Origin of the sequence: Pseudomonas fragi, assembly GCF_002269505.1 — a bacterium.
Taxonomy (GTDB): Bacteria; Pseudomonadota; Gammaproteobacteria; order Pseudomonadales; family Pseudomonadaceae; genus Aquipseudomonas; species Aquipseudomonas fragi_D.
Window position 1 is genome coordinate 154462 of sequence record NZ_NQKQ01000008.1, and the last position, 13481, is coordinate 167942.

Sequence of the window (13481 nt, forward strand, 5' to 3'; positions counted from 1 at the left end):
GTAACGGCTCAGCCTTTCTAGGCCTGAAAGACTCATTCCAGTAGGTGTTTCACAGTGACTCCGTGGTCACCGGCGCAGTATACATAGGTCACTAAGGTTGCTGCGAGGGGGGCGGCTTATCACGAATCATCCATTGGTCTAAGTCCCTGCGGCAAAATGCCCTGATTATTGGCGATTTAGCCCGTGTTTGCGGGGGGGTTAGGCAAGATTCATCATTCTTTTCAATGGAGCAGACATAAAAAAACCGGCCGGTTCAGTGATTGAGTCGGCCGGTTTACATTTGCGGTGGGTCAGACCGAGAGGCTGGTTACCTCTTGCGCAGTCGCCTGGGCGCTGGCTGGAGCTTGAGCGTTGGTGATAGCAACAGCATGCAGGCCCTTGGGGCCCTGGATTATTTCGAAGCTCACAGGCTGGCCTGCTTTGAGCGTCTTGTAACCGTCCATCTGGATTGCCGAAAAATGCGCAAAAAAGTCAATCGGGTTTCCGTGTTCATCGATGCCTTCCTTGGCCTGCGTATTAATGAAGCCGAAGCCTTTGGCGTTGTTGAACCACTTGACCTTGCCTTGCATACTCATATCCCTCTGCTGCAAACAACTCCATCACTGGAGTATCATCCAGTTCACTCGCACAGAAACCAGTAAAAGTGGTTGACTGTGCGGACCATTTTTCCCACTGTGGGTACTATATGGTTGTAACACCGTTTTACCGATAGTCAAGGTCACGCGGCGGCGGTGTTGAAATTTGACACGTTTGCCTCCATCACTGTATTCGCACAACCAACGACGAACCTTTCTTTCCATGCATGCAATCAGCCAGACTCGACTAACATTCAATCAGGATCACCCCGATTTTGATGACGAAGACTCCGCTGGCTTGGCTGTGCAAGAGGCTAAGCCTGCGCTTCAGGCGCCGCCGATGTACAAGGTGGTTTTGTTTAATGATGACTACACGCCAATGGATTTCGTTGTAGAGATCCTAGAGGTGTTTTTTAACTTGAATCGCGAATTGGCGACCAAGGTCATGCTGGCCGTCCATACAGAAGGACGGGCTGTGTGCGGCATCTATACCCGCGACATTGCCGAGACCAAGGCGGCGCAGGTAAACCAGTACGCACGCGAAAGCCAGCATCCGCTACTCTGTGAAATCGAGAAGGACGGTTAACGCCGACCACTTGGGTATGAGGTGAAGCCATGTTAAATCGCGAGCTCGAAGTCACCCTCAATCTTGCCTTCAAGGAAGCCCGCTCCAAACGTCATGAATTCATGACGGTTGAGCATCTCCTTTTAGCGCTTCTGGATAATGAGGCGGCCGCAACCGTTCTACGCGCCTGTGGCGCAAACCTCGACAAACTCAAGCATGACCTGCAAGAGTTTATTGATTCCACGACCCCCCTGATCCCCGTTCACGACGAAGACCGCGAAACTCAGCCAACCCTGGGTTTTCAGCGGGTCTTGCAGCGTGCGGTGTTCCATGTGCAGAGCTCCGGCAAGCGTGAAGTGACCGGTGCCAATGTGCTGGTAGCCATCTTCAGCGAACAGGAAAGCCAGGCCGTGTTCCTGCTCAAGCAGCAGAGCGTGGCGCGCATCGATGTGGTCAACTTTATTGCGCATGGCATCTCCAAGGTGCCGGGGCATGGCGAGCACAGCGACAGCGACCATGAAATGCAGGATGAAGAGGGCGGCGAGTCGTCGTCCTCCAGCAATCCTCTGGATGCTTATGCCAGCAACCTGAATGAACTGGCTCGTCAGGGCCGGATTGATCCGTTGGTGGGTCGCGAAATGGAAGTTGAGCGCGTCGCCCAGATTCTGGCGCGTCGGCGCAAAAACAACCCGCTGCTGGTCGGCGAGGCAGGCGTGGGTAAAACCGCGATTGCCGAGGGCCTGGCCAAGCGTATCGTCGACAATCAAGTGCCTGATCTGCTGGCTAACAGCATCGTCTACTCCCTGGATCTCGGCGCCTTGCTGGCGGGTACCAAGTACCGTGGCGATTTCGAGAAGCGCTTCAAGGCGCTGCTTGGCGAGCTGAAAAAACGCCCGCAGGCGATTCTGTTTATCGACGAAATCCACACCATCATCGGTGCCGGTGCGGCTTCTGGCGGCGTGATGGACGCTTCCAACCTGCTCAAGCCACTGCTGTCCTCGGGTGACATTCGTTGCATCGGCTCCACCACGTTCCAGGAATTTCGCGGGATCTTCGAAAAAGACCGTGCCCTGGCGCGCCGTTTCCAGAAAGTCGACGTGTCCGAACCTTCGGTTGAAGACACCATCAGCATTCTGCGTGGCCTTAAAGGTCGCTTCGAGCAGCACCACGGCATCGAGTACAGTGATGAGGCCCTGCGCGCAGCGGCTGAGCTGGCCTCGCGCTATATCAATGACCGGCACATGCCGGACAAGGCCATTGACGTGATCGACGAAGCAGGTGCCTACCAGCGTCTGCAGCCGGTTGAAAGTCGGGTCAAGCGCATTGAAGTGGCGCAGGTTGAAGATATCGTGGCGAAAATCGCGCGAATTCCGCCAAAACACGTCTCGGTCTCGGACAAGGAGCTGTTGCGCAACCTTGAACGCGACCTGCGCCTGACCGTATTCGGTCAGGATGCAGCGATCGATTCGTTGTCCACGGCAATCAAATTGTCCCGAGCCGGGCTCAAGTCGCCGGACAAGCCTGTGGGTTCTTTCCTGTTCGCCGGGCCCACCGGTGTCGGTAAAACCGAGGCCGCGCGCCAGTTGGCCAAGGCTCTGGGGATTGAACTGATCCGCTTCGACATGTCCGAGTACATGGAGCGCCACACCGTATCGCGTTTGATCGGTGCACCTCCGGGCTATGTCGGGTTTGACCAGGGCGGTTTGCTGACCGAGGCCATCACCAAGCAGCCTCACTGCGTATTGCTGCTCGATGAAATCGAGAAGGCGCACCCGGAAGTCTTCAACCTGCTGTTGCAGGTTATGGATCACGGTACGCTGACCGACAACAACGGGCGCAAGGCGGACTTCCGTAACGTGATCGTTATCATGACCACCAACGCGGGTGCCGAAACTGCATCTCGGGCTTCGATGGGCTTTACCCATCAGGATCATGCTTCCGATGCCATGGAAGCGATCAAGAAGAGCTTCACCCCCGAGTTCCGTAACCGCCTGGACACCATCATCCAGTTTGGTCGCCTCAGCCACGAGGTTATCAAGCACGTGGTGGACAAGTTCCTTACCGAACTGCAGGCGCAACTGGAAGACAAGCACGTGCAGCTTGAGGTATCGGATGCCGCGCGTGGCTGGCTGGCAGCGGGTGGTTATGACGCGCTGATGGGCGCACGGCCGATGGCGCGCTTGATTCAGGACAAGATCAAGCGTCCGCTGGCCGAGGAGATTCTCTTTGGTGAGCTGGCCGATCATGGCGGTGTGGTACACATCGACCTTGAGAACGGCGAGCTGACCTTCGAGTTTGAAACCGCCGTCGAAATGGCTTGATGTAACACCGCAGTAAAAAAGGCGCCTTCGGGCGCCTTTTTGCTGTCTGCATTCATGCAGCGTGGGCCAGCGCGGCATTGCGCTCCAGTATCGGGTAGCCAAGCGCGGCAATATGGTGATGTACGCGACGGTAGTCGCGCAGCACTCGCTGGAAGATATCCCCGGATTCGGCCCAGGCGCTCTTGTCATTTTGCAGTTTGCGAAAGTGCTCGCGGCTGGCGCTGGCTTCCAGCTTGCGTACGGTCTCCTTGTGGCCGATCAGTGCCTGGGCAGCGCTCACGTCCTCACGCAAGAATGCGGTAACGGCCAGGTTCAGGCTGTCCAGCAAGGCCAGGTGCATGGACTGGATCTGGATCAGCTCGAACGATGAAAAGTGCTCGCCGCGGCGCGTCCTGCGAACGGCCAGTTGCGCCAGATTGTTGAGAATGTCACCGGCATGCTCAAGGTTGATCACGAACATCAGCACTTCCTGTGCGCGGTCGGCGTCATCATCGCTCAGGCCATCCTGGCCAATATCGGCAAGATAGGCGCGAATGGCAGCACTGAGCAGGTCTATGGAGTGATCCAGCTGGCGCACCTTGTCCACCGTGTGCGGGTCGGGTTTCTCGAACAGTTGCAGGACCTGATTGAGCATCAGTGAGGTCATGTCTGCCAGGCGCAGGGCTTCACGCACCGAATTGGACAGGCCAACGTTGGCCACTTCCAGCCCTGCCTCGTCCAGATACTGCGGCATACCCGGGTCTGCTGGCGGCTCCGGCTGGGGCAGCAGGCGGGTCAGCAGGCGCGCGCAGGGCTCGATCAGGCCGATAAACACGACGGCCAGCAGCAGGTTGAATGCGGTATGCAGGTACACCACCCACGCTGCGAGGCCAATATCGCTGCGGGCCACATAGCTGGCCATCAGCGGCAGGCAGGGCAGCAAGGCCACGGTGCCCAGCAGGCGAATCAGCAGGTTGCCCAGCGGCAGGCGTCGTGCCACGGGTGAGCTGGCGCTCATCATGGACGGCAGCGCGCCACCGATGTTGGCGCCGAGCATCAGGGCGATGGCGGTGGCGGGTGTCATCATGCCAGCGCCGGCCAGCGAGGCGATCAGCAGCACCACGGCGACACTGGAGTGGCAGATCCAGGTCAGCAGTACGGCAGCGACCACCGCGATGATCACATCGCCTTCCAGGCTTTGCATGATGGCGCGAAACACCGAGGTGGCTTCCATATGCCCCAGGGTGGCGCTGAGCAAGCCCAGGGCCAGCAACATCAGGCCCAGGCCGATCAGTGCGCAGCCGACGCTTTCAAAGCGCGAGTCATCGCGCAGGCGAAATACGATAAAACCCGTCAGTAAAATCACCGGCATCGCCAGTGAGGTATCGAAACTGAGCAGCTGTACCACCAGAGTCGAGCCGATGTTCGCCCCCAGCATCACGGCCAGGGCCGGGGCCAGACTCAGGGTGCCAGCAGCGGTAAAAGAGGTTGCCATCAGGCTGACCGCCGTACTGCTCTGCAGCACGCCGGTAATACCGATGCCGCTGATCAGCGCCATCCAGCGGTTATTCAGGTTGCGCCCCATCCAGTTGCGCAATTGGGTGCCAAACCCGCGCAGCAGGGCGGTGGAAATCATATGGGTGCCCCATAGCAAGAGTGCGATGGCGCCCGCGAGGTTGAGTAACAGAGTGGTTCCCGACATAAGGAATCTCCACAGAACAAGCATGCATTTTTTACGAGGTCGTAAAGCCGGGGCGTGGGCCAGCGCAGCGATGTGCCGGCCCACGGCGCCTCAAGTCAGTACCACTGCTTGAAGCGGCGGATGTAGATTGTTTTCATCAGTTGCGCAACGCAGCAGTAGCTGAACAGGGTGGCAACCAGCCAAGGGAAGTACGACAGCGGCAGCGGTTCAAGGCCGACCATGGTGCCGAGCGGCGAGAACGGTACGTAGATCCCCAGCACAATCACGATGATGGTCATCATGGTCACCGGCCATGCCGCCGTGCTCTGGAAGAACGGAATTTTGCGCGTGCGCAGCATATGGACCACCAGGGTTTGCGACAGCAGCCCCTCGATAAACCAGCCGGACTGGAACAGGGTCTGCATTTCTACGCTGTTGGCCGAGAACACGTACCACATCAGGGCGAAGGTCGTGATGTCGAAGATCGACGACGTTGGCCCGATCCAGATCATGAAGCGCCCGATGTTCTTGGCGTCCCACTTGCGTGGTTTTTGCAGGTACTCCTTGTCCATCTTGTCCCACGGCAAGGCCAGCTGGGAGATGTCGTACATCAGGTTTTGCAGCAGCAGGTGGATCGAGAGCATCGGCAGAAAAGGAATAAAGGCGCTGGCCACGAGGACCGAGAACACGTTGCCGAAGTTCGAGCTGGCGGTCATGTTCAGGTACTTCATGATATTGCCGAAGGTCTCACGGCCTTTGAGTACGCCTTCCTCCAGCACCATCAGGCTTTTCTCCAGGAGGATGATGTCGGCTGATTCCTTGGCGATATCCGTGCCGCTGTCCACCGAGATGCCCACGTCGGCATCGCGCAGGGCCGGGGCGTCGTTGATGCCGTCACCGAGAAAGCCGACGGTGTGGCCATTGGCTTGCAGGGCTTTCAGCACCCGGGACTTCTGCAGTGGGGTGAGCTTGGCAAACACCGTGCGCTGCTCAACCTCCAGTTGCAGTGCGGCGTCGTCCATTGTTTCGATTTGTGGGCCGAGCAGCGGCGTACCGGGTTCCAGTCCCACCTGACGACAGATCTTGCTGGTGACCACGGCGTTGTCGCCGGTCAGTACCTTGACCGCAACACCGATGTCTTGCAGGGCGGCAATTGCCGGGCCTGCCGTTTCTTTTGGCGGGTCGAGGAAGGTGAGCAGGCCGCGGATCACCAGATCATGCTCGTCAGCGGTGTTGTACTGCTTTTGTGCCTGGGCCTTGGGGATGTCCCGGGTGGCCACCAGCAGCACGCGGAAGCCGTCCTCGTTGTACTCGCTGGCCAGGGCCAGCAATTGCTCGCGACGTGTGGCATCCAGGGCAACACGGGTATCGCCTTCCATGACATGGGTGGCGATGTCGAGCATCTCTTCGACAGCGCCCTTGCACACCAGCAGGTGATCGCCACGGGTGTCCTTGACGATGATCGACAGGCGTCGACGCACAAAGTCAAACGGCAGTTCATCGACCTTGCTGTAGTTGAGTGGCGCGTTGAACTTGGGGTCCTGGCGGGAAAACTGCACCACGGCCTGATCCATCAGGTTACGAATGCCGCTCTGGTGATGGCTGTTGAGCCAGGCCAGCGCCAGTACCGACTCATCGCGTTTGCCGCTGGCGTCGACATGATGCTCAAGGATGATGTGATCCTGGGTCAGGGTGCCGGTCTTGTCGGTGCACAGCACGTCCATCGAGCCAAGGTTCTGGATCGCATTGAGGCGCTTGACCACCACTTTGCGCTTGGCCATGGCGGTCGCGCCCTTGGCCAGGTTGGCGCTGACAATCATTGGCAGCATTTCCGGGGTCAGGCCTACGGCCACTGCCAGGGCAAACAGGAAGGCATCGCCCCAGTCGCCCTTGGAAAAGCCGTTGAGGAAAAACACGATCGGCACCATCACCAGCATGAAGCGGATCAGCAGCCAGCTGACGCTGTTGACCCCGCGGTCAAACGCGGTTTGCGTTCGCGAGCCGACGATGGCCTTGGCCAGCGAGCCAAAGTAGGTGCGCGGACCGGTGGCCACTACTACGGCACGGGCTGTGCCACTGACCACGTTGGTGCCCATAAAGCAGATATTGGGCAGATCCAGCAGGTTGCTCTGATCAGCGGCGGTGCTGGAGGCGGATTTTTGTGTCACATCCCCCAGGGTGTCGTACTTCTCCACGGGCAAGGCTTCGCCGGTGAGTACAGCCTGACTGATAAACAGGTCGCGGGACTCGATCAGGCGAATGTCCGCCGGGATCATGTCGCCGGCCGACAGTTGCACGATATCGCCCGCCACCAGTTCGCGCATCGGTACTTCATGGACCGACGACTTGGCGCCGCTCTTGTCCCGCCGTAGCACGGTAGCGGTAGTGCGAACCATGGCCTTGAGGGCTTCGGCACTCTTGGCCGAGCGATGTTCCTGCCAGAACCGCAGCAGGCTGCTGAGGCCGACCATCAAGCCAATGATGATGACTTTGGTCAGGTCGCCTTCTTCGTCGTCGCGCTCTGGCAGCCAGTAGTCGGTGACAAAACTGATGACTCCCAGGGTCAGCAGTACATAGATGAAAGGGTTGTGCAGGGCCAGCAGAAACTGCACCAAGGCGTGAGGCGGCTTGTCGTGAGCGACTTCGTTGTAACCATCGCTTTGCAGGCGTTCAGCCGCTTCCTGTTCGGTCAGGCCTGCGGTGGTGGCGCGTACATTGGCCAGAGTGGCCGAGAGGCCGTTTTGTGCTTCCCGAGCGGCACGCATGGACAGTTTGTTGCTGTCGCTGGCGCTGTTCTTATCCCGAACTTTAGTGTTTTTTACGGCGCTCATAATGAGTACTCCTGTCGCCAACTCTTGACCGGGCATATATTGAATGGCCTTTTAAAAGGCGTGCCAATGTATGCCGAGTCGCAAACTTCGCAATCGGTTTAATTGAAGTGTTAAGTGCGCTTGAAGTCCCGCTGCTGCGAATTAATTAACAAGCACGCAGCGGGCAGCTACTGGCTTCTTCCATAAGGAACTCCAGTTGATTGGCAGGTTTATTTAAAAGTTGAAAATCAGTGCAAGAACCGACTCTGTGGATCCTGAGAGTCGGCCATGCTCCAGCGCTGCTCCAGTTGGCCTGTGGCAGGGCTGACGCGCCAATGCACCTGGCGGTGCGCTGGTTTTACGCCGGGAACGGGGTTGGCAAAGGGTGATTTGACCGGGCGGGCGCAGGTGGGCTCGCGGGACAGTTTCACGCGCATGCTGGAGGTAAAGGCGCGAACGCCGGGTAATACATGGGTTTTAAAGGTCATAACACACCTCGTGACCGGACTGGCGCCGGTGAGGTCGTTACGTTGGAGCGTCAGGCTCTAGCGCAGTTGACCTCGCCGTGCAGGCGAGTCCCGTCAATGTTTGGGTTTGGTGCCCGGAGCGCCGTATTTACGGTGACCGGACAGCGACTAGATACTGTGTCCATTGGCTTCTTTTGTGAAGTTTATAGGCGGCCTGAATGACCGACCTGTGCAATCTACTCAGGTGGCGGTGGCACGTCAACTTTAAAGCCCGGTAAGTGTGTCTGGTACAGCAAGGGTTCAGGAAGTTTGGAAGTTCGGCTTAGGTGGTTAGCTAATAAGACAATAAAGTTACAGGACTTCAAAAATTTATATAGTGAGTTGTGATGGTGGGAGCGAGCCCGCTCGCGAAGGGATCACTGCGGTTTGCCCGAACGATCGCGTCGTCTGCTTCGCGAACGGGCTCGCTCCCACAGGAACCCAAATCGCGGGCAAACAAAAACGCCCGGCAGAGCCGGGCGTTTTGTATTGACTTGCTTAGCGAGCGCGGTAAGTGATGCGCCCTTTGCTCAAGTCATAGGGCGTCAGCTCGACGCGCACTTTGTCACCGGTAAGAATACGAATGTAGTTCTTGCGCATCTTGCCGGAGATATGCGCGGTTACGACGTGCCCATTTTCCAACTCCACACGAAACATGGTGTTGGGCAGGGTGTCGACGACAGTGCCTTCCATTTCGAAGCTGTCTTCTTTCGACATGCAGTAAAGCCCTCGGTGTCCAATGAATGGCCCGGTGCAACTGCGCCAGGCAAAAGCGGCGTGCATTGTGCCCGAAAAATGGGGTTTAAGCCAAGGGTTCAATCAAGAGAGCTCCATCTCTGATTGATTAACAGCTCAATGGGCCGATATTCGGTCTTGTAATTCATCTTTTTGCAGTTCTTGATCCAGTATCCCAGGTACAGCGCATCCAGCCCCAGGCGCCGCGCTTCGGCGATTTGCCAGAGGATCCCGTAGCGGCCCAGACTGCGCCGCTCTTCGTCGGGATCGTAGAAGGTGTATACCGCCGACAGGCCATTGGGCAGCACGTCCGTGACGGCGACAGCCAGCAACCGGCCGTCGAGGCGGAACTCGTAGAACCTGGAAAACGCCAGGTCGCGTACCAGGAAGGTTGAAAATTGATCGCGGCTGGGCGGGAACATGTCGCCATCGGCATGGCGCTGTTCAATATAGCGCTGGTAGAGATCAAAGTTCTCTTCGCTGAAGGCCGGTTTTACCGCCTGTACCTGCAAGTCGGCATTGCGCTTGAAAATACGCTTTTGCTGGCGGTTGGGCGCAAAGCGGGCAACCGGGATGCGCGCCGGCGTGCAAGCATCGCACTTCAGGCAATGCGGGCGGTACAGATGGTCGCCACTGCGCCGGAAGCCCATCTCGGACAAATCGGCATAAACCTGCACATCCATCGGCTGACTGGGGTCGAGGAACAGCGTGGTGGCCTGTTCGTCAGGCAAGTAGCTGCAAGCGTGAGGTTGAGTGGCATAAAACTTCAAACGCGCCAACTCGGTCATGATGAGCCCTCGGGAAATCTTTAAATTAAGTGTAAGCCAGCGCGCAAAAGTCGCCTACTAAACCCACTGCGCAGTTGTGGGTGGATCGAGATGTTTTTGTAGATAGTCGGCAAATGTCTGACGCGGGATTGAGCGCGCGCCCAGGCTTTGCAGATGATCGGTGGGCATCTGGCAGTCAATCAGCACAAATCCCCAGGCCTGCAGTTGCCTGACCAACGTGACAAAGCCGAACTTGGAGGCATTGTCGGCGCGGCTGAACATGGATTCGCCAAAAAACAGCTGGCCCATCGCCAGGCCATAGAGGCCGCCTACCAGTTCACCGTTGTCCCACACCTCTACCGAATGGGCATGGCCGCGGGCATGCAGTTCGATATAGGCGTTTTGCATGTCGTCGGTGATCCAGGTGCCATCCGCATAGTCGCGAGGTGCGGCACACGCCTGGATCACGGCGGCGAAGTCGCGGTCAAAACTCACCTTGTAGCGTTGCTTGCGCAACAGTTTGCCCAGGCTGCGGGAGACATGCAGCTCTTCGGGAAACAGCACAGTGCGCGGGTCAGGCGACCACCACAGGATCGGCTGGCCCTCACTGAACCACGGAAAACAGCCATGGCGATAGGCCTGGATCAGCCGGTCGGCAGACAGGTCACCGCCGGCGGCCAGCAGACCGTTGGGCTCGCGCATGGCTTTGGCCAGTGGCGGAAATGTCAGGGTGTCGCGTTTTAACCAGGTCAGCATGGCATTGAGTCTTGCACAAGAAGGGGAGGGCGGCTGCAACTCTGTCACGCAAGCGCGGTCTCAGTCGATCTGCCAGTTAAATACAAGCTGTGTTTTGACGGTGGTATAAGTCTTTGTCACAAAAGGTAATACATGCTCAAATTGGCGCTTCCCGGCCAGTCACGGCCAGCATGGCAACAGCGGCTCAAACCCGTACAATGGCCTGCCTGTATGAGCTGATCTAAACTGCTCCACATTGCACAGCGCAATAATACAGGGCAGGGTTCATTTCACGTTCGAACTTGTCGCCTGCTCGTCATGAGCAGTATTTTGCAGTCACATTAGTCAATTAATAGTTGGGCGCGCCACAGGCGCAGGAAAAGACCCGTTTTGAAGAAATCCACAGCAGCACCCAAAGCAGTCCCTCTCTGGCGTCAGCAGTTGCACTACCGGCTCAAGGAAGGTGCATTGATCGCTATCGGCGCCCTGTGCCTGTTCCTGATGATGGCCCTGTTGACCTACGGCAAGGATGACCCCGGCTGGAGCCATAACAGCCGGGTTGTCGATGTACAGAACTTCGGCGGGCCAGCCGGCTCCTACAGTGCCGACATCCTGTTTATGGTGCTGGGTTACTTTGCCTATATTTTCCCGCTGCTGCTGGCGGTCAAGGCGTATCAGATCTTCCGCGAGCGGCATCAGCCCTGGCAGTGGAGCGGCTGGCTGTTTTCGTGGCGGCTGGTGGGCCTGATCTTTCTGGTGATCTCGGGCGCTGCCCTGGCCCATATCCATTTCCATTCTGCCTCGGGCCTGCCTGCAGGGGCGGGCGGGGCACTGGGTGAAAGCCTGGGCGACCTGGCCAGGAATGCGCTGAACATCCAGGGCAGTACCCTGTTGCTGATCGCGCTGTTCCTGTTTGGCCTGACGGTGTTCACCGACCTGTCATGGTTCAAGGTCATGGACGTGACGGGCAAAATCACCCTCGACCTGTTCGAGCTGATCCAAGGCGCGGCCAACCGCTGGTGGGCTGAACGTAACGAGCGCAAGCAACTGCAGGCCAAGCTGCGCGAAGTGGATGCCCGGGTCAATGAAGTGGTCGCGCCAAGCGTTTCCGACAAGCGCGAGCAGGCCAAGGCCAAAGAGCGTCTGATCGAACGCGAGCAGGCGTTGACCAAGCACATGTCCGAGCGTGAAAAGCACGTGCCGGCCGTGATTGCCCCGGCACCGCCCAAGGCGCCCGAGCCGAGCAAGCGCGTGCAAAAAGAGAAACAGGCGCCGTTGTTTGTGGACAGTGCGGTTGAAGGCACCTTGCCGCCAATCTCGATTCTGGATCCAGCCGAGAAAAAACAGCTCAATTACTCCCCGGAATCCCTGGCAGCCGTTGGCCATTTACTGGAAATCAAGCTCAAGGAGTTCGGTGTAGAAGTGACGGTGGATTCTATCCACCCGGGCCCGGTAATTACCCGTTACGAAATTCAACCTGCAGCCGGGGTCAAGGTCAGCCGCATTTCCAACCTGGCCAAAGACCTTGCGCGCTCGCTGGCAGTGACCAGCGTACGGGTGGTTGAGGTCATTCCGGGCAAAACCACGGTCGGTATCGAGATTCCCAACGAAGACCGCCAGATCGTGCGGTTCTCCGAAGTGCTCTCGACCCCTGAGTACGACAACGCCAAGTCGCCGGTGGCCCTGGCCCTGGGCCATGATATCGGCGGTCGTCCGGTGATCACCGATCTGGCGAAAATGCCGCACTTGCTGGTGGCCGGTACTACCGGCTCCGGTAAATCTGTAGGCGTTAACGCCATGATCCTGTCGATCCTGTTCAAGTCTGGCCCGGAAGACGCCAAACTGATCATGATTGACCCGAAAATGCTTGAATTGTCGATCTACGAAGGCATCCCGCACCTGCTGTGCCCGGTGGTAACGGACATGAAGGACGCCGCCAACGCCTTGCGCTGGAGCGTTGCCGAGATGGAGCGCCGCTACAAACTGATGGCCAAGATGGGCGTGCGAAACCTTGCTGGTTTCAACCAGAAGGTCAAGGACGCCCAGGACGCCGGCGAGCCGCTGGTCGACCCGTTGTACAAACGCGAAAGCATTCACGACGAAGCACCGCTGCTGGTTAAGTTGCCCACTATCGTGGTGGTGGTCGACGAATTTGCCGACATGATGATGATCGTCGGCAAGAAGGTCGAAGAACTGATCGCCCGTATCGCCCAGAAGGCACGGGCTGCGGGCATCCACTTGATCCTCGCAACCCAGCGCCCGTCGGTGGACGTGATCACCGGCCTGATTAAGGCCAACATCCCGACCCGCATGGCGTTCCAGGTATCGAGCAAGATCGATTCGCGGACCATCATCGACCAGGGCGGTGCCGAGCAACTGCTGGGCCACGGTGACATGCTCTACATGCCGCCAGGTACCAGCCTGCCGATCCGGGTTCACGGCGCGTTTGTGTCCGACGATGAAGTTCACCGCGTTGTTGAAGCCTGGAAGCTGCGCGGCGCTCCGGACTACAACGAAGATATCCTCAACGGGGTTGAAGAGGCGGGCAGCGGCTTTGAAGGCGGTGGCAGCGAAGGCGGGGATGACCCTGAAACAGATGCCCTGTATGACGAAGCCGTACAGTTTGTGCTTGAAAGCCGTCGTGCCTCGATTTCTGCGGTACAACGCAAATTGAAGATCGGTTACAACCGCGCTGCGCGAATGATTGAATCCATGGAAATGGCCGGGGTCGTAACCTCGATGAACACTAATGGCTCGCGCGAAGTACTGGCGCCGGCCCCGATGCGCGATTGAGCTGCCCTTAGGCT

At 58.1% G+C, this 13481-nt stretch carries 10 protein-coding genes; 3 read left to right on the forward strand and 7 right to left on the reverse strand.

The features are described 5' to 3' along the window. Window positions 1–290 precede the first annotated feature (290 nt). Window positions 291–569 carry a cold shock domain-containing protein gene (locus CJU81_RS09780; protein WP_095036411.1) on the reverse strand — a complete coding sequence of 93 codons (279 nt, stop codon included), beginning with the start codon at window positions 567–569 and terminating at the stop codon, window positions 291–293. A gap of 229 nt (window positions 570–798) precedes the next feature. Here CJU81_RS09780 and clpS point away from each other — a divergent pair, with 229 nt between their 5' ends. Then, window positions 799–1161, forward strand: coding sequence for an ATP-dependent Clp protease adapter ClpS (gene clpS / locus CJU81_RS09785; protein ID WP_016780211.1), 363 nt, complete (start codon window positions 799–801; stop codon window positions 1159–1161). Between the two features lie 29 nt (window positions 1162–1190). After that, on the forward strand, window positions 1191–3461 hold the full coding sequence (gene clpA / locus CJU81_RS09790; RefSeq protein WP_095036412.1) for an ATP-dependent Clp protease ATP-binding subunit ClpA: 2271 nt from the start codon (window positions 1191–1193) through the stop codon (window positions 3459–3461). A gap of 52 nt (window positions 3462–3513) precedes the next feature. Here the strand turns inward: clpA and CJU81_RS09795 are convergent, their stop codons facing one another. From CJU81_RS09795 to aat, 6 genes are all read right to left on the reverse strand, one after another. Then, window positions 3514–5142 carry a Na/Pi cotransporter family protein gene (locus CJU81_RS09795; RefSeq protein WP_095036413.1) on the reverse strand — a complete coding sequence of 543 codons (1629 nt, stop codon included), beginning with the start codon at window positions 5140–5142 and terminating at the stop codon, window positions 3514–3516. A 95-nt stretch (window positions 5143–5237) separates the two neighbouring features. Then, window positions 5238–7952: a magnesium-translocating P-type ATPase gene (mgtA, locus tag CJU81_RS09800; RefSeq protein ID WP_095036414.1), complete on the reverse strand. Its 2715-nt coding sequence runs from the start codon at window positions 7950–7952 to the stop codon at window positions 5238–5240. A 227-nt stretch (window positions 7953–8179) separates the two neighbouring features. Next, the gene (locus tag CJU81_RS09805) at window positions 8180–8419 is read right to left on the reverse strand and encodes a hypothetical protein (protein ID WP_095028375.1); all 240 of its coding nucleotides are present in this window, start codon (window positions 8417–8419) and stop codon (window positions 8180–8182) included. Window positions 8420–8935: 516 nt separating this feature from the next. Then, window positions 8936–9154: a translation initiation factor IF-1 gene (gene infA / locus CJU81_RS09810; RefSeq protein WP_002553999.1), complete on the reverse strand. Its 219-nt coding sequence runs from the start codon at window positions 9152–9154 to the stop codon at window positions 8936–8938. 98 nt (window positions 9155–9252) lie between these two features. Continuing rightward, a complete protein-coding gene (locus CJU81_RS09815; RefSeq protein WP_095028374.1) occupies window positions 9253–9960 on the reverse strand; it encodes an arginyltransferase in 708 nt (235 codons plus the stop codon). 57 nt (window positions 9961–10017) lie between these two features. Continuing rightward, on the reverse strand, window positions 10018–10695 hold the full coding sequence (aat, locus tag CJU81_RS09820) for a leucyl/phenylalanyl-tRNA--protein transferase (protein ID WP_095036415.1): 678 nt from the start codon (window positions 10693–10695) through the stop codon (window positions 10018–10020). Between the two features lie 369 nt (window positions 10696–11064). On the opposite strand from aat, the gene ftsK reads away from it, so the two are divergent. After that, a complete protein-coding gene (ftsK, locus tag CJU81_RS09825) occupies window positions 11065–13467 on the forward strand; it encodes a DNA translocase FtsK (protein WP_095036416.1) in 2403 nt (800 codons plus the stop codon). Window positions 13468–13481 lie beyond the last annotated feature (14 nt).

Excerpts from the sequence above, each read along its gene's own strand:
- CJU81_RS09780 (WP_095036411.1), bottom strand. The coding sequence starts at position 569 with ATGCAAGGCAAGGTCAAGTGGTTCAACAACGCCAAAGGCTTCGGCTTC.
- clpS (WP_016780211.1), top strand. The coding sequence starts at position 799 with ATGCATGCAATCAGCCAGACTCGACTAACATTCAATCAGGATCACCCC.
- clpA (WP_095036412.1), top strand. The coding sequence starts at position 1,191 with ATGTTAAATCGCGAGCTCGAAGTCACCCTCAATCTTGCCTTCAAGGAA.
- CJU81_RS09795 (WP_095036413.1), bottom strand. The coding sequence starts at position 5,142 with ATGTCGGGAACCACTCTGTTACTCAACCTCGCGGGCGCCATCGCACTC.
- mgtA (WP_095036414.1), bottom strand. The coding sequence starts at position 7,952 with ATGAGCGCCGTAAAAAACACTAAAGTTCGGGATAAGAACAGCGCCAGC.
- CJU81_RS09805 (WP_095028375.1), bottom strand. The coding sequence starts at position 8,419 with ATGACCTTTAAAACCCATGTATTACCCGGCGTTCGCGCCTTTACCTCC.
- infA (WP_002553999.1), bottom strand. The coding sequence starts at position 9,154 with ATGTCGAAAGAAGACAGCTTCGAAATGGAAGGCACTGTCGTCGACACC.
- CJU81_RS09815 (WP_095028374.1), bottom strand. The coding sequence starts at position 9,960 with ATGACCGAGTTGGCGCGTTTGAAGTTTTATGCCACTCAACCTCACGCT.
- aat (WP_095036415.1), bottom strand. The coding sequence starts at position 10,695 with ATGCTGACCTGGTTAAAACGCGACACCCTGACATTTCCGCCACTGGCC.